Genomic DNA, 18,544 nt, shown 5'->3' with positions numbered 1-18,544 from the left:
GCTACTCCCCCTCTCTGGGCAGGTTAAACGCACACGCCGTCTCGTCATACAGTGCGCGATAGTTGGTGAGCATCTGCTCGTGCAAAAAGTACGTGGCAACGCGGCGCTGGCCGCGCTCCCCCATCTCGATACGGCGGGCGCGGCTTGTGCACATGCGTTCCATGGCATCGGCCAAGCCCTTGCGATACATAGGCGGCGTCACAAAACCCGCCACGCCAAAGTCGTCGCCCGGGGCGCCTTCGAGTAGCTCGCGGCAGCAGCCCACCTCGGTCGTCACGCAGGGACGGCGCGCTGCAAGCGACTCCAGCACGCTGAGCGGCTGGCCCTCGGAGATGCTCGTCAAAATGGTAAAGTCGAGCTTTTCCATGTACTCGACCACGTTGACGCGACCGGTAAAGATCAGGTCGCGCACGCCCAGGGTATCGACCAGCGCGTGGCACTCGGCGCCGTACTCTTCGTCGTCCACGCCGCCCATGATGTGCAGGCGCACCTTAGGCAGGCGCTCGTGCAGCTCAAAGAAGGCATAGATCATGGTCTTGACATCCTTGATGGGCGCAAGGCGCACCACCGCGCCAATATCCACCCAGCCGTCATCGGTCTTTATGGGAATTTCCTTAAAGCGATCGAACTGGATGCCGTTGGGGATGACCAGGCATTTGTCCGCATCGCAGCCCATATCGATCTGCGTCTTGCGGGCGTTATGGAACAAACTCGTCACGCGGAAGGCGCGGCGGTAGATCTCCTCCGAAAGCAGGTAGAAAAAGCGAATCCAGCGGTCCTTAAACGACGGCACCACCCAATCGGCGCGAATGATCTCTTCCTCGCGCTCGCGGGTATAGATGCCATGCTCGGTCAGCAGCACCGGCGCATGGGAAACGCTTGAGCCCAGGCAGGCGAGCAGGCCACCGTAGCCGGTCGAGATGGCATGGTACACATCGGCCACCGGCACCTCGCTGCCCAACAGGTAGAGCACGGGCAGCAACATGGAGCGCATGGTGTGGAATGCATCGGCAAAGGGCGTGTAGGGATACTCGGCCAGGCACACGTCGCGAAAGATATCCATAAACGTGCGGCTCTGCAAAAACGAGAGCGGATGCACGCGACGGCGGTGGAAGATATCGAATAACACGTCCCAGTCCGGATTGGAGAGCGACACCAGACGGCGTAGCGCCTCGCGCTCACGGTCGTTAAAACTGGCTTCATGTTGCTCGCCCGAAAGCCGCAGGGCATCGTCCAGGAACACCTCGTGCACCTCGACCACGTTGCCGGGCAGCTCGTAGACAAACTTGCCACGGTCGGCAGCATGCGCGCCGATCACCCACAGCACAAACTCGTGCTCGGGCATGGCCGTAATGTAGCCATGCATCCAGGTAGATACGCCGCCGTGCACATAGGGGTAGCAACCCTCGAGTACCAAGCAGATTCTCATTTATCGCCACCCTCCTTGCGCTCGATCGTCACGGTCTTATCATTTGCCTTGAGCAGATACAGATTGCCCGTAAGGTGCGTCAGTTCGCCACCCGTCGCCGCACCCGGCTCGCCATTATTGGTGCGGAACATGAGCCACGCCTCGTCGTGGAAATTGCCCAGGCTGAGCGTCCAGGCATCCGCGCTGGTATCCACGCTCACCGTCACGGACGAAAAACGCTGGATGGCACCGGAGCACTCCGACGCCGTCTGGTGCCGCAGGTCGGGCGCGGATTTGGTAAGCCACTCCAGGAAGTCGACCAGGCCGCCCTTGTAGACCTCCCAGCCCTCCTTGGCTCCGCGATCGGGGTCCAAAAGGTCGTCCGGGTGCATAAAGTGCGTGCTCACGTAGTGCATGTTGAGCTCGGACACGGCTGCCAGGCGCATATAGGAATCGTCGACCATGCCGCCCGAAACAATACGTGGCTGCTCCACAATGCCATCGCTCGCCACGCCAAACTCCTGCACGTACGGCAGGTCGGTGCCATCCTCAAAATACGTACTGGCAATGGTCTTAATTCGCGGAACATCGGTACCGATAAGCTTGCGCGCGCGGGCCGAAAGGATATTCGACGGCGGCACGTAAACCGAGCCATGAGCGTTGGGCAGGACCTCGTCCTGAAATGCGATAAGTTCGTTGAGCGAGGCGACGAGCGTCTCTTTGTTCTTCCAGGTCTTGTAGACGTACAGCGTGCCGTAGTCGGTGTCCCAGAGCGCCAGAGGCTGATGGTTGTAGCCGTGAAAGCCCAGCTCGCCGCCCATCTGCAGCAGCATGCCGCCAAAATATCGAAACTGCGTGGTATCGGCCTGTCGCGCGGGCTCGGTCTGGTTGACCGCGTCCTCGTAGTTTTCGATCATCACGCCGGTATAGCGAATGCCGTATTTTTGCGCGAGCTTTTGCAGATCGGGCCACCAGACCTTGGTGTAAAAATCGGCGATGGAAAGGCCGTAGTCACGCTTGATATAAGTACCATCGCCCGAGGGCACGGGGCTAGGAAAGTCGTCCAAATAGAACACGGCGCTGTTGATGACCGGATAGGCCGTGGCATCACCCAGCAGGCTGATCGCCGCGGCGTAAAAGCCACGCATGACCTTGTCGTAGATGCCAATGTTGCATACCACGGTGCGCCCGCTACCGCAGTCATTCGACCAAATGAGCGGGACACCCGCATCGCCGGTCTTAGCCCACACACGAGCCGTCTCGCGCAGCGAAACCGAAAGCGACGAATCAAAGGGGTCCGAGAGCTCGTAGCGCTCTCCCCCGCCCAGCATAAAGTCCTCGCTCGGCACGATGCTTTCGGCTGTCGCATAGTCATATCCGGCCGATTCGATCCCAAGCTTGGAGGCAATCACTTGCAGATAGCTCGAGTTATCCGGCGGCATCGCGAGCATAAGCGAACCGCCGGCACTCATCCAACTCATAATGTCGCTCAGGTGCGTACCGAGCCCATCGAGCGACGGCATGAGCAAAATCACGCGATCGAAGGACGTCAGCGAGGGAATGGCATCCGCGCCGTCCAGGGCAAGATCCACGTCGCGGTGCGCGATCTTCATGTCAAGCAGGATCTGGTCGAACTGCTCCTTTACGTCCTCGACGCCAGCTTGATCGGAATCGGAAATGACCAGGCACGTGGGCTTTTGACCAAACATCGCCGAGGAGGCCGGCACCGCATCGTTGGCGGCAAGCATCCCCAGCTTATGCTGGCCCGCACCGTACTGCACGCCGGCACGCTCCACCAGCAGCACGGCGGCCATGACAATAAAGACCGCCCACACCACGAGGAGTCCCATCCAACGAAAGCGCCCTGCACGGTCGCGGATATGTTGCGCCACGCTCATCTGGCCTCCTCCCCGTCGCGCCAAAACGCCAACTTTTCGCGGTTGTCGGCGCTCAAATATACATGTTGCTTGTCAATCGCATCGATCACACGGTGGGCCTCGTCACCATCGCGGCGCATCACGGCCAGGCGCAGGCAAAGCATCCAAACCTCCTGCTCCTCGGGCACGTCGAGCACCAGCTGGTCGATCACGGCCTGCGCCTCGTCAATCTGTCCGACATCGGCCAGCGCCGTCGCATATCGAATGCGCAGCTCAAAGGTGTCCTCGCGCTCACAGCGACGCGCAAGCAGGCGCGCGTACTGTTGGCGCTGAATCTGAGCCACGCGCCCCTCGGCCAAGCCCGAGCCCAAGTATTCACCAAGAAAATCGCAGTATTCGTTGAGGTTTTGCGCACTCGGGTCCGTCTTAAAGGCACGCTCCAGCTGCTGCAGTTTAAGGTCGGACTCCTTGGAGATCTGCGCCACCGCCGTCGCGGCATAGTGCGCCACCTCAACGTCGTCGTTAAGCTTAGCCGCCTGCAGCTGCGCCAGGTACGCGTCGGGCTCCTCGGTGAGCATAGAGAGCATTAGGCGGCGCCGGTATGCCGGGTCGTTGACGATGAGCGCCTCCTCGAGCGGGACCACGCCCGCATCGGCGTCACGGTCGTGCACCAAGATGCTGCGATGCAGGTCGTCGTTGAAGCGCAGCGACTCCAGCGCAGACTCTTTCAGCCCCTCGCAAAACACCGCGCTGCGGACAGATAGCAGAACCACCAGCAACGGGCCCCACAGCGGCACCAGCACTATCACAGCCAGCATATGCCCGCGCACCGGCAGCAGGCCCAGCTTCATGAGCGTCCACAGCATCAGGCAAACCAGCGCATGAATCAGCAGCAAGACGGCAGCAACGACAAGCGAGATCAAGCCGCACCCCCCTCACCGTCACCGGTGTAAGAGATGTGTTGCAACAGCGCCACGATGTCCTCGCCATCGACGGGCTCCACCGCAATCTGCTTTGCGCTCAGGCGCTCGCGGATAATGGGCAGATCGCACGCCTTTGCCTGGCGCATAAGCAGGTAGAGCACGTCGCCGTCGACCAAGCCCGCCGCGTCGCTCTCGCGGATTGCCGACCCGATTGCGCCCACCAGCTCGCCGACAGGCTCCATGCCCGGTACCACGCGCAGGAGCAAAAAACTCCCCATCTTGCTATCTGCGAGCGCCTGCTCCGCCGCGAGCTCTTGGCCAAAGGCAGCCTGCTTGAGCACGCAAGTGCCGTCAACGCAGCGTTTATCCTGCGCCACCGCCTCATAATCAAAGGCACGGCCCAACGCGCTTTCGACCAGGCCACACAAGATGCGGAACAAGTTTTGATAATAGAGGGTCATTTGGTTTTCGGCCGCACGGCGCACAAAGATCAACACAGCGGGTGCCCCGTCGCGCTCGATCGTGTATCCAAACATGGGAAGCCCCGGCGTCAGCTCGCGGTTCACCCACAGGTTCGAACGGCCCCCGTCGCCCAAAAGAGGTGCAAGCTGCTCAAGCGTGAGCGAACGTGCGGCATCTTCGGCAATCGCGGGACTTGCTGCCACCAGGCGAGCAAATGCCCCTCCCGAAACATGGTAAATCGCCACTGAATCGTTCTCGAGGATCTCGCCCAAAAGCTCGCAGCACTTGCGATAGATGTCGCGTGGGTTGAGCACGTCGAGCTCCTGCGTCACGGCAAAGATCTTGCCAAAGCTGTCGTGGCGACCTACAATCTGGCGCCTGTACGCGCGCTTGTCCTCGATCGCGTCGTGGTAGAGCTGCGTAAGGAACGTATTGCGGTTGCGCACGAGCTCGTTTTGATCGCGCTCTGCCCTAATGGCTTCGCTGTTGCGCAGCTGCACATAGCCGCACACGGCACCCACCACAAAGTACGCAATAAACGGCAGCCAGTTGGACGACTCGTAGAACAGGCCCTGGAAGGTATAGCCGTACTGAGTAAAGTAGCTCGCGGCCAAACCCACCGACGCCAGCAGCGCCGCAACCAGGCCAAAGTCCAAGCCATACAGCGTGCCGATCAGCACCACGTAGAGCAGGCGATAATCAAGCACGTTGAGCTGGGCCGATTGGGAGAACAGATGCTCCAGCACCTCGAACAGAACCCAGGCAACGCCCGTCTCCAAGCATTTGATGGGCAGCGAGCACATCTGGATGCGGTCGATGGCGGCACGCAGCGGGTTGATCTTTTTGATGCGTCCAGCGCCCCAGCGAGCTTGAATGGTCGAAAGATCGCGCAGCAAGTCGTAGCGCTGAAACCAGCCATAGCGCACGCGAGCGACGTCGCTGGCGGGCAGGGCATAGCCAGCAGAATCGCCATAGGCAACGGAAAGGCTGGGGAACAGCGCCTTGAGGGCGTCGCCCACCTCACCCGCCGTGTGATGGAAGGTATCAGCTACGTCGAGCGTCTCAAAGGAGGCGTCCCAGCTGTCGAAGATACGGCGTACTAGCACCGCGAGCTCCTCGGTGCACAGCAGGGGAAACGCCGCATCCCGCGCGCCCTGCAGAGCAACCGAGCCGGTCGAGCACGCATCGAACAGCGGCACCAAAAACGGGTCCTTCATCGCGGCAGACGCGGTATACAGGAACGGCACGCGCAGGATCTTGGCCTGAACGCCCTCGCGAGCAGCGTAGTAGCGGCACAGGTCGTTAGCTGCGTGCGCGATAATACCCTTGCCCGTTCGCCCCGCGGCATCGGCGGCACCCTCGGCACCTGCGGGCCCTGCTATATACAACAGCTGGATCCGGCGACCCATGCACGCGCGAATGACCGAACGCAGCAGCTCGATATCGCCCACGCTATCGACATGCGGGGTAAGGTAATTAGAAAGGTAGACCACGCGGTCGAACTCATAGGCCTGATCCAGGTGTTGCAGAAGCTCTTTCCACGAGGCATAGGGCGATGACTCGTCGCGGCGCGTGTCCTGCGCGGCTACGACCTGCACATGGTCCCCGGGGAACGCCTTGGCACAAAAGTCATCGTCAACATATGCGGTGTTGCCAACAACCAGCACCTCCATGGCGCACCCCTCCCCTAAAATCCACTCTGTTCATAGTCAAACATGCGTATTTTACGCTGTCAACGCGAGCTGGGGCGCCTTTAAGGCCGTTTTAAGAACTTTTTTAAAGGATGTGGGGACATCGAGAGCTAGATAGTGAATCCTATCTGTGGCAGATAAAGTGGCCCCCACACTCCACCAGCTGCGACATTTTCAATAATGCCTCTTGCATAGGAATACAGGTCCTGCATACCGGTGCTAAGTGCTTCTCTGTCAAAAGCATCGTCATCTAAATCCGCAGGAGCGCGATATATGCCGGAGACGGATATTTCGGAACGATAGTAATGACCTTCATTGCTGGGTAGAAGCTCTATAACTAAATTGAGCTGGCGAAACCTGGTTCCGTTTTCGTCCGAAAATGCGCTGGTGATAGCATTTCTGACGTTGCATTCGACGCCAGACTTATTGACGCCCTCTTTCGGAGTCATTCCGCCATCAAATGAAAAACTATCCACTTTTCTAGTCACGCATGTAATCAGCGGAGATTCAATGCGTTGCTTCTGTAGCGTTTCCATTTACATCTCCAATCGAAAGGCATTCTCTTCTGCCAAAGGAGTCGAGTCCCTATAAGCCGGGGCTTCTCCTCCCTGTATCACCGAAAATTGTGATGTATTAAGTCCCGAGGTCGTCTCATCAGAAGAAAGACCCAGATATTTGCGAACCTCGGGGACGTCTCGAATGAGCTTCATAAGATTATTTGCGGTAATAGACTGTTGTGACGCCCCGTTCTCCCAACGAGATGCCGTTGGTTTTGAAACCCCTAAAAGCGACTCAAATTCATGCTGAGTTAAACCGAGATCAGAGCGCAAATCTTTAATATCGGAGGGAGAAAGAAGTTCATGTGTCTTGGCATATTGCGAAGCCAGCGCATGGGCGAGCTTAGTCGCCTCTGCAGCGGTCATTTCATCGTTGCCGCACTCACAAATATAATGCTCAATTCCTTTTACCGTTATTTGCTCGCCACGGTATGATTCAGACATTGGCGCCGTGGTAAATTGCATTTCTTTGCCACATTCCATGCAACGCATGGCTCCTCCTTTAATGAATATATCCATCGATGTTCGCAGACAAAACGTTCAAATGTGCATTGCCTTCAGAATCGATTAAAAACTTGACGTACCAATCCTCGCATTCAAAACCTCGGCACTCATAGACATCTGCGTAAACACCATGCAAAGGGCCATCCATGTCGAGCGCAATGGATTTTCTAAAGTCGCCAGGCTCCAGATAATCAAAAAGGTCAGCAAGGAAATGGTCGATGTCCAGATAGCCAAACTGGTTCATCAGGTGCCTGCGCACCCTACCGTTTACCATCATCTTTCCCAAACGAGCTAAAGACTTCGCTTCGTCAAGTGAATATGTCGGTCGGAGCTTGGTTCGATTCATAACCACCCCTTAGTTAGCATGATGCTAACTATATTCGTCTTGTAGCCAATTGGCAACCTATTATGGCTTTCAAGGCCAAGCACGTTGAAGCCATATTTAGCATGCATTCGGAAGTGCGGTGAAAACCCGAGACCTGCCGGCCAGATCCCAGATTTGAGACCTTGCGACCTGCGGTTTAATTGGCAAAAATCGGGGTGCGTTCAGCAAGTTTCGATTTTCCCCGCACTTCCGAAATACGCAGTAAAAAAACCCACTGCCCAGAAGCAAATTCGGACAAGTGTCCTTCGGAAACAGCCCCCTAAACGCGAAAACCGCCTTTCGGCGGTTCCCACGGACCAAGCCGAACGTATCGTCGCAAGGCCTCATCACGCCTATTACTTTAAGGGAGAACTTGCAAGGCCGTCAATCCAATACCGCCAAGCTCTCGAGTCATATTTTGAGCCCCATCATGGATCAGCCATTCATCAAGGCAATCGTATCGGAGCGGTGGTCGCCGGCAAGTTCCATACCGACACGCTCCTCTGTCAACAGGCAATCTGTCCCGATCGTCAATAGACATGAAAGGCTTCACCGTCATTGCGGCACCTTAACAAAAGAAAGGCGGCCATCCCAAGAAGGATAGCCACCTTTCCGCAGGACGCGGGGCCCGTAGGCTACCCGCGTCAATACCGCTTTTAGATAGGCTACTAATTATTGATTCATAAATCAACGCTATTAATTTGAATCGAACGGTAACCCTATAGCCCAGGCCCGCCGTCCCCTCGTGGTGCCCAGCCCCGACGAGCTCGGACGACCCCTCGTCGAGCAGCCCGTTGAGCGTCTCATTAACGGGCTTCCTCACCAGATTCATTATGTCCTTGCGCAGCGACTCCTCGTCGACCGTTACGAGGTTCGCAGACACGGCCCGTGTCCCCTTCGTCTATGATTTGTTGTTTAACCGCTAGAAATCATATGACGGGACGAGGGCCGTGTTCTGTCATGCAGTCGTCGATCTGCGGGGGAAATTATTCGTCACCAGCGTACAACCTTACTCTTCGTCACAATTCCCCAATGAACAAATCGCGTTTTCTATTCCGCGAAGGCGCTTACCAAACTGCCTGATTTCGCGATAGGCAGCCCTTTGGTCCTTTTCAAAAGTAGTCTCACAAGAAATAGAGATCGTGCTCTCAAATGAGCCAATCTCAACCGGGCAGATAGTCGAGAAACGTCTACGCCCGTATTTCTTTGAAAAGGAGACATTCACTTCAACAATGAAGCTCCCCCACAATCCTTCGAGATCCTCAAACCTTCCCAAGAGAATGTCCCTCTCATGTTTAGGAGGCAAAATTGCGTAGCCCCTATCAAACACTACGGAAGCATGTTTATATTCGAAAGAATCCTTTAGAAACAAGTCAGGAGAAAGTCGAAACGAAACATTGTATGCAGGCGCCTCTCCAATATTTCTGATAACAAGCCGCGCTAGTGAGGGCGAGACATCATCTGGCCGAATGAACATAATAATATTCGGAGAAGTTTGAATCACCAGGGCTCTAAGGCCCGCCCACGATGCAACGACAGTTGCTATGGCCACCATCGAACTAATCCAAATGGATACTATATCTAATTCACTCATTAATTGTCCAAACTAATAGCGCCGCCACATGTCGTATAAGAAGAGGCTGCGGCGCATATGCCGATAAAACAAAAAATAACGCGGGTCCCCGACGCTTGAATCTCGCCGGAGACCCCCATAAAATGTTTGATGTTGGCCCGCTATGTCAACATCGCGCTAGGCTTTAGTTGCCGCTAAAGCCTAGCGAATCTTTACTTTTACGGCCTTCGCGGTCGTTCCGATCTTCCCGACCGAACCCGTTGCGCCAATTCGGCACTTCGGAATCTTTACGCGAATCGTCTTCAAAGCCATATATATCACCTCTCAACTGTTACAAAATGCTTTGCTCGCAAACTAGCGATGCTTGGCAATCTGATGCTTGACCAGCGTCTTCGCAGCCGCAGTCTTCGCGGCTTTACTCGTCGAGGAGCTCGCGAGCGTCTTGGCAGCAGCGCCAACCTTACCTCCATGGTGGGTAGTCATAATCTCACCTCCAATCTAGAACAGTTTGAATCTAGACAACTCAATCCTAGCATACTTCATTGCATCTATGTTCAATCAATTCTTGCTTTGTCTCAGTCTGTCTCATACAATATAACTAAGGAGAGGAGCACACATGAAGAGATCGGACATCATCGACTTAATCCGAGCGCATTCGGAACACGACGACATCGCCTTCAACAACGCAGCCACTATTATTGCGAAAGATTTTGAATCGTCCGGGCAACCCGAGCTTGCAAGCTACATCATGGCCCTCATTGCTAGGACACGTACGTTTGTGCCACAAGAAGTCACAGAGCAGGAATATGACTTCTTAGAAAAGGTAATCAGCAACAACACCTCGCTGCCCCTTCCCCAGGCCATCGCTAACGATATCCAAGGGCTGCTCAATGCTCTATCTAAAGATGTGGACATCAACACTGTCCTCTTTTACGGCGCATCGGGAACCGGCAAAACCGAAGCTACAAAACAGATAGCCAGAATACTTGGCTACCAGTTATATGCCGTTGATTTCAATCAAATCATCGATAGCAAACTCGGAGAGACGGCCAAGAATATCGCGAAGGTCTTCCAAGAAATCCACGATATCGGCGACGGCGCCATTGTCCTGTTCGATGAAATCGATGCTATAGCCTTAGATAGAATTAACCAAAACGACGTCCGTGAGATGGGGCGAGCCACAAGTGCACTCCTAAAAGAGTTCGACAAGCTGAACACGCGATCCGCTATAATCGCAACAACGAACCTTTACGACAAACTAGACCCGGCACTCGCCAGGCGCTTCGATGTACAAATTGACTTTAATAGATACACCCATGACGATCTCGTTGATATCGGCGAATCAATCGCAAAGAATCTGACCAAAAACAATCAGGCAATCAAAAACGACTCTCGGACCCTAAAAAAGGTGCTGCAGAGTTGCCCGGATCTGCCCTGGCCCGGCACACTCAAAAACCTCATCAAGACCTCCGTCGCGTTTAGTGATCCTCTTAATCCAAACGACTATCTCCGCAAGCTATATCAGCGTCTACATGGATATGAGCCTGATTCAATCGAGCTGCTTAAAACTCAAGGTTTCACTTTAAGAGAAATGGAAGTTTTGACAGGCATTTCACGAAGCACCATTGCGCGAACCCTAAAGGAGTAGCTCATGAACAGCTTAATCAGGCTCACTGGCGATTTTCAAACCGCAAGAGGCTCGCGACCGGGTCCCGCAACGCTCCCCGCTAAAGGCACGGTCACTGCAGAGAGGATTTCGCACATTCGCAAGAGCCTCGAAACCGTTCTGAGCAAATGGCCCAAAGATGCCATAATCGAAGACATCTTGGTATCCGTTGAATACCGTCAGATTGTCGCCAAGAGTAATCGAATAAAAGAGATGCTGAACGGCGGAAAAGACAGTGAACCAGAATTGTCTATCCGCGGCGCCCGTTATCTCGATTTTAATGGGAACCACCCAAGGCACCTGATGACTCATTACGTGCCCAAGACGACCATCCTGTCCACCATTAACAATCTGCGTGAGTGCGAGCGAATCGTAGTCGATCATTTTGATGGACTGATGAACGCAGACAAGATGGTCGATCTGGTTAAAAATGACAAGCTCAAGCAAAAATGGAATCCTGCTATTTCACACACGCTCACCCGATCGGGTTTTGCGCAACTCATACGCGATTCCTATTACGTCAATGAATTTAGAATAGAAAAGCCGCCGGCGGCTACCAACGAGAACGCAATCGTTACCCTATTTGAAACTGAGAGGGACCCGCAGGATATATTTGAGGAGCTTCACATTGACGTACCCCCTGCAAACCTCTTAGAGAACAGTGTCCTGTTAACCGAGACAGAATATCGCACGCTACTCGAGCGCGCTCCCTACCTTGTAGCCATGTCGGTTATCGACCTGTCTTCCTACGCTCCCATGAATGATGAAGGCTCGACCTCCCCCGCCATCAGCAGCCTCCCCGAATATCCCACCGACGAACCCATCATCGGCGTAATCGACACTCCATTTGAAGAGAAATATCCCCCGTACTTCAGCAATTGGGTCGAATACATAAGCTGCTTACCCAAAGACATACATCCTACTTCGAGCGACTATCGACATGGCACATGCGTCAGCTCATTGATTGTTGACGTTCAAGCCCAAAATCCATCGCTGGATGACCATTGTGGCCACTTTAGGGTTCGACATTTTGGAGTTGCAACCGCAGGCAAGTTCAGTTCGTTTGCGGTGATGAAGCACATTGAGCGCATCGTTGCCGAGAACCAAGATATCAAAGTTTGGAACATCTCCTTGGGGTCAATGGAGGAGGTGTCTCGAAACTCCATATCGCCCGAAGCGGCCCTGCTAGACAAACTGCAACAGAAATACGACGTCCTCTTCGTTGTTGCTGGCACAAACCAGGAAAATGGTAAGCCCACGTATCTTGGCTCCCCAGCGGACTCCATTAATGCCCTCGTTGTCAACGCCGTCAATAGAGACAACGAGCCGGCGTCCTACACAAGAAGAGGACCGGTCTTGAGTTTTCACCACAAACCGGATCTTGCCTACTACGGAGGGGAAAGCAACGACCCTATCACCGCCTGCTGCGGAACCGGGGCCTATCCGGCTGTCGGCACCTCTTTTGCAGCTCCGCTAATTGCAAGGAAAGCTGCCTACCTCATTTATAAAATGCACCTAAGCTGTGAACTTGCCAAGGCTCTGCTAATCGATGCAGCATGTGCGTGGACAAACCCTGAAGATATGAATCGACTCGGCTACGGCATCGTTCCTGTCCAAATTGAAAAAATACTCGAAACCAGTAACGATGAAATTAGATTCATGCTCAGCGGCGTGGCGACTGAACGCGAGAATTACAACTTCAACTTTCCTGTCCCCGTTTCAGGCACAACCTACCCATCTGTGGCGAGGGCGACTCTGTGTTATTTCCCTAAATGCAACAGAAATCAAGGCGTCGACTACACGGACACCGAGCTCGACTTGCATTTTGGACGTATCGGAAACGACGGGCGAATCAAGTCGCTGCTGCCCAACAACCAAGGCGAGGAAGACTGTACAACCGATGAAGAAAAGGCTCGAAAAAAGCTGCGCAAGTGGGACAACGTCAAGCACATAGCGGAACCGCTAACCAGCCGCAGTAAGCCCAAAAAAGTGTATGCCAACCCAATGTGGGGCATGATGATTCGCAAGTCGTCGAGATATCAAAAGGGTTCGCATGATCCGCAGCGTTTTGGCGTAGTGGTCACAATCCATAATCTAAAAGGTGAGAACCGGATTGATACATTCATACGACAGTGCTCCGCCATTGGCTGGATGGTAGAACGGGTCGAAATTGATAACGAACTCAAGATTTACGAGCACAGTCAAGTTGAGGTGGAGTTTGAGTAACCACTGACTACAGCAACACTATGCATCAAGAGGGCATCGGGGGTTGTCGCCCCAGTGCCCTCTTACGAGCATCCTTACCATTGGTAACGTGCGGCGTCCTAAGAGGACGGCAATGGTAAAAGCAGGTAACATCTGATTTGCAACGTCGAACAGCATAGCTAAGGACTATTAGATGGTTGATTTTAAAAAGATGGCAGCATCGCAGAACCCTACGCTGCGAATCAAGCCTGATGAGATTTTCGACAGGTTGCCGAAACCCCAATCCTTTGATGATTTACATAGCAGCCAGGCCGAGGTACTTGATGCATGGTTTAGTAACAGAAATAAGAAAGACACTGTTATCAAGCTAAACACGGGAGGTGGCAAAACCCTTATAGGACTGCTGATTGCCCTCTCCAGTGCACGAGAGCTAAAACGTGGGGCATTGTATCTTGTTGACAACAAACAGCTTGTTCATCAAGTGTGCGAACAAGCGAGGACACTTGGAATACCTGCTTCCGAATATAATGGAAGAAAATCTCTTACTGCAGATTTCAGAAATGGCTCAACGATTCTCGTTGCCCATTATCAAGCCCTCTTTAACGGCAAGTCTTCCTTTGGCTTGGAGGGAGAACCCGAAACGGAGGAAGTTTCAGTAATCGTCATAGATGATGCGCACTCATCTTTTGACTCGGTTCGAAGCGCATTCACGGTGGAGATAAATGCATCGGATTCGCCTAGCTTATATCAAGAAGTTACGACGCTCTTTCGTTCAAGCTTTGATGATATCGATAGGGTGTCAACTTTCGACGATTTCGTTTCTGGGACTCGCACGGCTGGCGAAGAGGTGCTAGAAGTCCCATTCTGGGCGTGGGATAAGCATCGACAGAAGGTCGCCCGAATCATCTCTGATTTCGCAGCGTCAAATGAAGAAGACACGCCTACGGGAAACTCTATAAACTTCGGCTGGGACCTCATCAAAGACGATCTCAAGTACTGTCTTGCAACGCTGAGTCGCGTCAGATTCTCAATTACCCCAATTCTTCCCCTTGTAGAGAAGTTTCCGACATTCGAAGAATCGCCTAGAAGGGTGTACATGTCTGCGACATTCGCTGATGAGAGTGCGATCGTGAGATCTTTCGGGTGCAAGAAAGATGAGATTAATATTATTTCTCCCAAAACCCTTGCCGGAGTAGGGCGCAGGATGATTCTAGAAGTTGGGACAAAGGAGCAGCTACGAGTCGCGCTCGTCGAAAAAATGATCGCTCTCGCTAAAGACAAAAAAGGTGTTGTGGTCCTCGAACCGAGTTTTGCAGGCGCGAAGCAATGGGAGCAATTGGGAATCGTAAGTGTAAAAGGAAGCGATGTTGCTCAGGCGGTAAGCGATCTAAGGGAAAACAAGCTTGACGTGCCAATTGTATTTGCAAATCGATATAACGGCATCGATCTGCCGGGCGATGCATGCCGCCTACTTGTCGTTTCGGGCATCCCCAAAGGGATGTCTGATCATCATAAACTGATGTCGAAAATCCTAGCTCATAGCAAAGTCTATGCCCGCTCAATTGCTCAAAACATTGAACAGGCAATAGGTAGAGGCACGAGGGGCTCAGGTGACTACTGCGTCGTCGCATTAACAGGATCCGATCTATGCGAGTGGATTAAAGACAACCGCCATGCTGTATTTTTGACCCCAACAACAAGGGCCCAAATCGAATGCGGTCAAGGCATCATGAATGAAATATGTTCAGTAAATGACTTCAAGGAGGTCGTCGACCAGGGAGTCAATGACGACCCCAATTTTGCATCCTATTTGTCCGCCTATGTAGCAGACAAGGTCAACGATTTTGATTCTATTGATGACAGCATGCTCGAAAATTTTGCTCTATGTGAAAGAAAAGCGCTAAACGAATGGCGCAAAGGTATGAGTGGACGAGCTGTCGAACTCCTAAAACAATTTGCAAATGGTGAAAATATAGACAATTCAGTAAAGGGGCTTGTTCTCCGCCTTGCAGCTCAAATCGCCTATTCGGATGACGATGTAGAGACTTCCAGAAAGCTACAAACTCGCGCAAACGGGCTCAACCGTTCACTAGCTAAGCCCATATTCTCCAGCTCAGACTCTGACGCTAGCTTGCAAGCAAAAAAGATTGCTGAATTTATTTCGTACCAAACCCGAAAGAGTAGCGATGTGTCGACGAAATTCGACACAGACCTGAAATCCTTATCGGAGCAATGCCATTCAAAAGAATTCGAATCAAAACTTGAGTTGCTGGGGAAATACCTCGGTGCCAGCTCGAAACGTTACGACAATAACGGTGACGGGCCCGATGTTGTCTGGGTTTTTGAAGAAGCGCGTATTGCTTTTGCCTTTGAAGCAAAAAACGAAAAACATCCGGATAATCCGCTCACGAAACAAGAGCATGGACAGCTTCAGGTCGCAAAAGAGTGGTTACGGGCTCGATATCCAAAAATGGAATGCTTTGCAATATCTGTTCATCCAAATAATTTGGCATACAAGAATGCAAGTGCAGAATCAGCATTAGTGCTTACACTTAATAAGCTTAACGAGCTTGTAAAATCAATCGGTCAATTGATTGCGATTCTAAGCTGCGGAACGCTTAATGAGAGAAGTCGATTGGCGCAATGTGAGACGCTAATCAACCAGCACAACCTTCGCCCCGAGCAGATTCTAGGTACCAGAGTTGAAACATTCATAGCTAAGGAACAAGGGTAGACTCGTGGTGGATTCCTCGCCAAAATCGAGCACGTTAAAGCGCCCGAGGCATTTTTCAATCTTGGTCACTACAACATCTGACCTTAGTTTTCAGAAGAGACAGTTGCTGAATGACGGATGCCCGGAAGTTTTATCGGCATCATCCATGCCAACATCCCGGAGTTCATGAAGAAGGCAGAAGGGAGGGATAGAGGGGGAGCTTCTAAGGGTGAGTATTTGCTCCTCTGAGCACCAGTGATTATTGCGAATCAGCGCCGCTTATATTGCCGACCGGCACCGCCCCCGGTAAGTCGGCCTACGAGGCAGTCCTTCCTCCTAGCTTTTCCCTCATGTTGAAGTCGCCCTTGCGACCCATACGGTATTGTGGACTATCCTGTCCATGATGGCGTCGGCGCGCACGTCAGCGCCGAGCCTGGCGAGCCAGTCCTTCTTGCGGTATTGCGTGCAGAAGATCGTGGAGCCGATGCCGTACCGTACCTCCATAGCTCCGGTATCATGCTGTAGAACCCCGCATCGGGCTCATCCAGCAGTCACTCGTCCAGCACCAGCACGGTCAAGGCGCCCAGCTTCTGCACGAGCTTTAGCTCGGCGCCCGCCCCCTCGATTCCGAGCACCCTGGCGCCCGCGACGACGTCGCCGACGCTGTGTCTGGACATCCCCTGGAGCCTCGCGATCTCGTTTTGGGACATCCCCGCTTCGCGAAGCCGAGGGACCAGCTTCACCCTTATCTTTATCACCATGTATCACCTCCTTCTTCTCGGTCGCCGACTAACCGTATTAGTCGCCGGCGCCGTCTCCTATGGCGCCAGCCCACCAGTCCACCACCCCCTCCCCAACCTTCCCCAGATAGTTCCCTGATGTTGACTGGGGTTCCCGTAAAATAAACCCCAACAAAATATGTGCGGAGTGCTGGCCGGGAGCTGCCTTCGGACCCTATTGGCTGCTCACCGAGAGGCTCCGCTATGAAACGACCCCTTTACTACCTGCTCTGCGCGATCGCGTGCACGTCCATGGTCAGCTCGACGATGCCCATGGCAGCCATCGCGGAAGCCATCCAGCCTCAAGCAACAGCCGAGCAGCAGGCGCAAGCCGACGCCACGAACAGCGACACAGGCAAGGCCGAAGACGGCACCAACGCAAACGCGGCAGCAGATACCGTAGAGGACGGCACCGCAACATCCACCGGCACCAGCGACGTCAACACGGAAAGCGACGACGGCACCACCGCCGCAACCACCACCTCCGCCCCATCCCTCCACGCCCAGACCAACCCCACACCCGAGGCGATCTCCGCCGCGTCACAAACCGGCTACGCCCACTCCGCCACGGCAACCCAAAACGGCGTCACCTTCACCGTCTCGTGGAACGACGCCTCCGCGGGCACCGCGACGACCTTCCACGTAAACCAAACCAACGGCTCGTCCCAGGCCAAGGCGCGCATGGACGTGCCCACCTATTGGGACGGCGGCAGCCAGGAAAGCGTCTGCGACCCGTCGCGCCCGGCATGGGCCAGCTACCACAGCCTGGGCACCACGGGCCAGGACTTTACCTTTGACTTCACGGCATCGGGCACGTACCGCATCTACTTCTACTTTATGGACAACGACAGAAACGACCCCCAAAACGACAAGGGGATCTACTACATGCGCACCACGGCGGAGGTGACCGTAAACGACGCCGCCCGCCCAAGCGTCACGCAGATCGTCAACAACGCCGTGGACCTGTGCAGGCAAGAGACAGACGGCTCGGAATACGACATGGCGCTTTGGCTCCACGACTGGACACTCGACCAGCTGGAGTACGACCACAACCTCAACTGGTGCTCGGCCGAAAGCGGCCTCACGCGCCACCAGGGCACCTGCGAGAGCTACCAGCGCATCTACTCCAAGCTCCTTGACGCCGCGGGTATCGCCAACGGCCGCATCACCGGCAACGGCCACACCTGGAACGCCGTAAAGATCGACGGCAAATGGTGCCAGATGGACCTAACCTGGGACGACACCAGCAACAACTGGTACGGGGACCTGGACCAGCGCCATCTGTACTTTGGCCTGACCGACGATCTCATGGCAATCGCCCACTCCGACCACGCGGCAAACTATCAGAAGGACAACTACGCCTACCGCTCGACAGACCTATCCAACAATTACTTTGTGAGAAATGGCAAAGCCGATGAATGGGCCGAGAAGTATGCCGATCGCATTCAGCAGCACCTGGATGCCAAAGAAGAGAGCTTTTCCATCGATGCCGACAACCAGTCCTTCCCGCCGAGCATCTCGGGGATTCAGAACGGGACTGTTGCGTACGCGATGAACCAGAGGGAATGGAAAGTTCAAGGCGCCAAGGCTGAGCTTACTGCGGCATCAAACGTCTCCAAGGAATCGAACAGCAAATGGAGCGCCAGGTACGACCTGGCAGCAAAATACCGAATCGCAACATTAGAGAAAGTTATAGACGACGGCTCCTACCGCCTCGCGGCCGCCCTCGACGCCCGGATGGCCGTGTCGGCCTCCGCATCGGGCTGCTCGCTGTCCTCGGGCGCGGGCGCCCTCTCCCTCGAGCGCGACGGGGCGACGGGCC

Annotated in this window: 16 protein-coding genes; 4 read left to right on the top strand and 12 right to left on the bottom strand. The window is 54.2% G+C overall.

Going from position 1 to position 18,544, the window contains the following annotated elements; translation table 11 throughout:
• Window position 1: 1 nt before the first annotated feature.
• The 10 genes from pelF to AAAX34_RS06445 all read right to left on the bottom strand — a co-directional run bounded on the left by pelF (window position 2) and on the right by AAAX34_RS06445 (window position 9,842).
• Window positions 2-1,429 (bottom strand): GT4 family glycosyltransferase PelF, encoded by a 1,428-nt coding sequence (pelF, locus tag AAAX34_RS06490; RefSeq protein WP_349110494.1) that lies wholly within the window; start codon window positions 1,427-1,429, stop codon window positions 2-4.
• A complete protein-coding gene (locus AAAX34_RS06485; RefSeq protein WP_349110493.1) occupies window positions 1,426-3,306 on the bottom strand; it encodes a DUF2194 domain-containing protein in 1,881 nt (626 codons plus the stop codon). Before AAAX34_RS06485 ends, pelF begins: the two co-directional genes overlap by 4 nt.
• The gene (locus tag AAAX34_RS06480; RefSeq protein ID WP_349110491.1) at window positions 3,303-4,208 is read right to left on the bottom strand and encodes a tetratricopeptide repeat protein; all 906 of its coding nucleotides are present in this window, start codon (window positions 4,206-4,208) and stop codon (window positions 3,303-3,305) included. Before AAAX34_RS06480 ends, AAAX34_RS06485 begins: the two co-directional genes overlap by 4 nt.
• Complete coding sequence (locus tag AAAX34_RS06475) at window positions 4,205-6,343, bottom strand: DUF4118 domain-containing protein (RefSeq protein ID WP_349110489.1); 2,139 nt, start codon at window positions 6,341-6,343, stop codon at window positions 4,205-4,207. The genes AAAX34_RS06480 and AAAX34_RS06475 overlap by 4 nt, the downstream gene beginning before the upstream one ends.
• 128 nt (window positions 6,344-6,471) lie before the next feature.
• Complete coding sequence (locus tag AAAX34_RS06470) at window positions 6,472-6,897, bottom strand: hypothetical protein (RefSeq protein WP_349110487.1); 426 nt, start codon at window positions 6,895-6,897, stop codon at window positions 6,472-6,474.
• Window positions 6,898-7,410 carry a type II TA system antitoxin MqsA family protein gene (locus tag AAAX34_RS06465; RefSeq protein WP_158572191.1) on the bottom strand — a complete coding sequence of 171 codons (513 nt, stop codon included), beginning with the start codon at window positions 7,408-7,410 and terminating at the stop codon, window positions 6,898-6,900.
• Window positions 7,411-7,420: 10 nt separating this feature from the next.
• The gene (locus tag AAAX34_RS06460) at window positions 7,421-7,768 is read right to left on the bottom strand and encodes a type II toxin-antitoxin system MqsR family toxin (RefSeq protein WP_118377552.1); all 348 of its coding nucleotides are present in this window, start codon (window positions 7,766-7,768) and stop codon (window positions 7,421-7,423) included.
• 586 nt (window positions 7,769-8,354) lie between these two features.
• The gene (locus tag AAAX34_RS06455; RefSeq protein ID WP_118377551.1) at window positions 8,355-8,669 is read right to left on the bottom strand and encodes a hypothetical protein; all 315 of its coding nucleotides are present in this window, start codon (window positions 8,667-8,669) and stop codon (window positions 8,355-8,357) included.
• A gap of 126 nt (window positions 8,670-8,795) precedes the next feature.
• Window positions 8,796-9,380 (bottom strand): hypothetical protein, encoded by a 585-nt coding sequence (locus tag AAAX34_RS06450; protein ID WP_147352079.1) that lies wholly within the window; start codon window positions 9,378-9,380, stop codon window positions 8,796-8,798.
• A gap of 333 nt (window positions 9,381-9,713) precedes the next feature.
• Complete coding sequence (locus AAAX34_RS06445) at window positions 9,714-9,842, bottom strand: hypothetical protein (protein ID WP_255413762.1); 129 nt, start codon at window positions 9,840-9,842, stop codon at window positions 9,714-9,716.
• A gap of 133 nt (window positions 9,843-9,975) precedes the next feature.
• On the opposite strand from AAAX34_RS06445, the gene AAAX34_RS06440 reads away from it, so the two are divergent.
• The 3 genes from AAAX34_RS06440 to AAAX34_RS06430 all read left to right on the top strand — a co-directional run bounded on the left by AAAX34_RS06440 (window position 9,976) and on the right by AAAX34_RS06430 (window position 15,964).
• Complete coding sequence (locus AAAX34_RS06440) at window positions 9,976-11,007, top strand: ATP-binding protein (protein ID WP_349110485.1); 1,032 nt, start codon at window positions 9,976-9,978, stop codon at window positions 11,005-11,007.
• Window positions 11,008-11,010: 3 nt separating this feature from the next.
• The gene (locus tag AAAX34_RS06435) at window positions 11,011-13,251 is read left to right on the top strand and encodes a S8 family peptidase (RefSeq protein WP_349110483.1); all 2,241 of its coding nucleotides are present in this window, start codon (window positions 11,011-11,013) and stop codon (window positions 13,249-13,251) included.
• A gap of 172 nt (window positions 13,252-13,423) precedes the next feature.
• Window positions 13,424-15,964, top strand: a complete 2,541-nt coding sequence (locus tag AAAX34_RS06430; protein ID WP_349110482.1) for a DEAD/DEAH box helicase family protein — start codon at window positions 13,424-13,426, stop codon at window positions 15,962-15,964.
• Window positions 15,965-16,291: 327 nt separating this feature from the next.
• On the opposite strand, the gene AAAX34_RS06425 is transcribed toward AAAX34_RS06430, so the two are convergent.
• Window positions 16,292-16,447, bottom strand: coding sequence for an ATP-binding protein (locus tag AAAX34_RS06425; protein WP_199585323.1), 156 nt, complete (start codon window positions 16,445-16,447; stop codon window positions 16,292-16,294).
• 47 nt (window positions 16,448-16,494) lie between these two features.
• The gene (locus AAAX34_RS06420) at window positions 16,495-16,704 is read right to left on the bottom strand and encodes a hypothetical protein (RefSeq protein WP_229026363.1); all 210 of its coding nucleotides are present in this window, start codon (window positions 16,702-16,704) and stop codon (window positions 16,495-16,497) included.
• 222 nt (window positions 16,705-16,926) lie between these two features.
• Between AAAX34_RS06420 and AAAX34_RS06415 the strand changes: the two genes are divergently transcribed.
• Window positions 16,927-18,544: transglutaminase domain-containing protein (locus tag AAAX34_RS06415; RefSeq protein WP_349110481.1), on the top strand; the 1,618-nt coding region annotated here is incomplete at its 3' end.

The organism is Collinsella sp. CLA-ER-H4 (assembly GCF_040092395.1).
GTDB lineage: Bacteria > Actinomycetota > Coriobacteriia > Coriobacteriales > Coriobacteriaceae > Collinsella.
The sequence above is the reverse complement of the archived record's forward strand: the minus strand, read 5'-3'. Positions and strand labels throughout refer to the sequence as shown.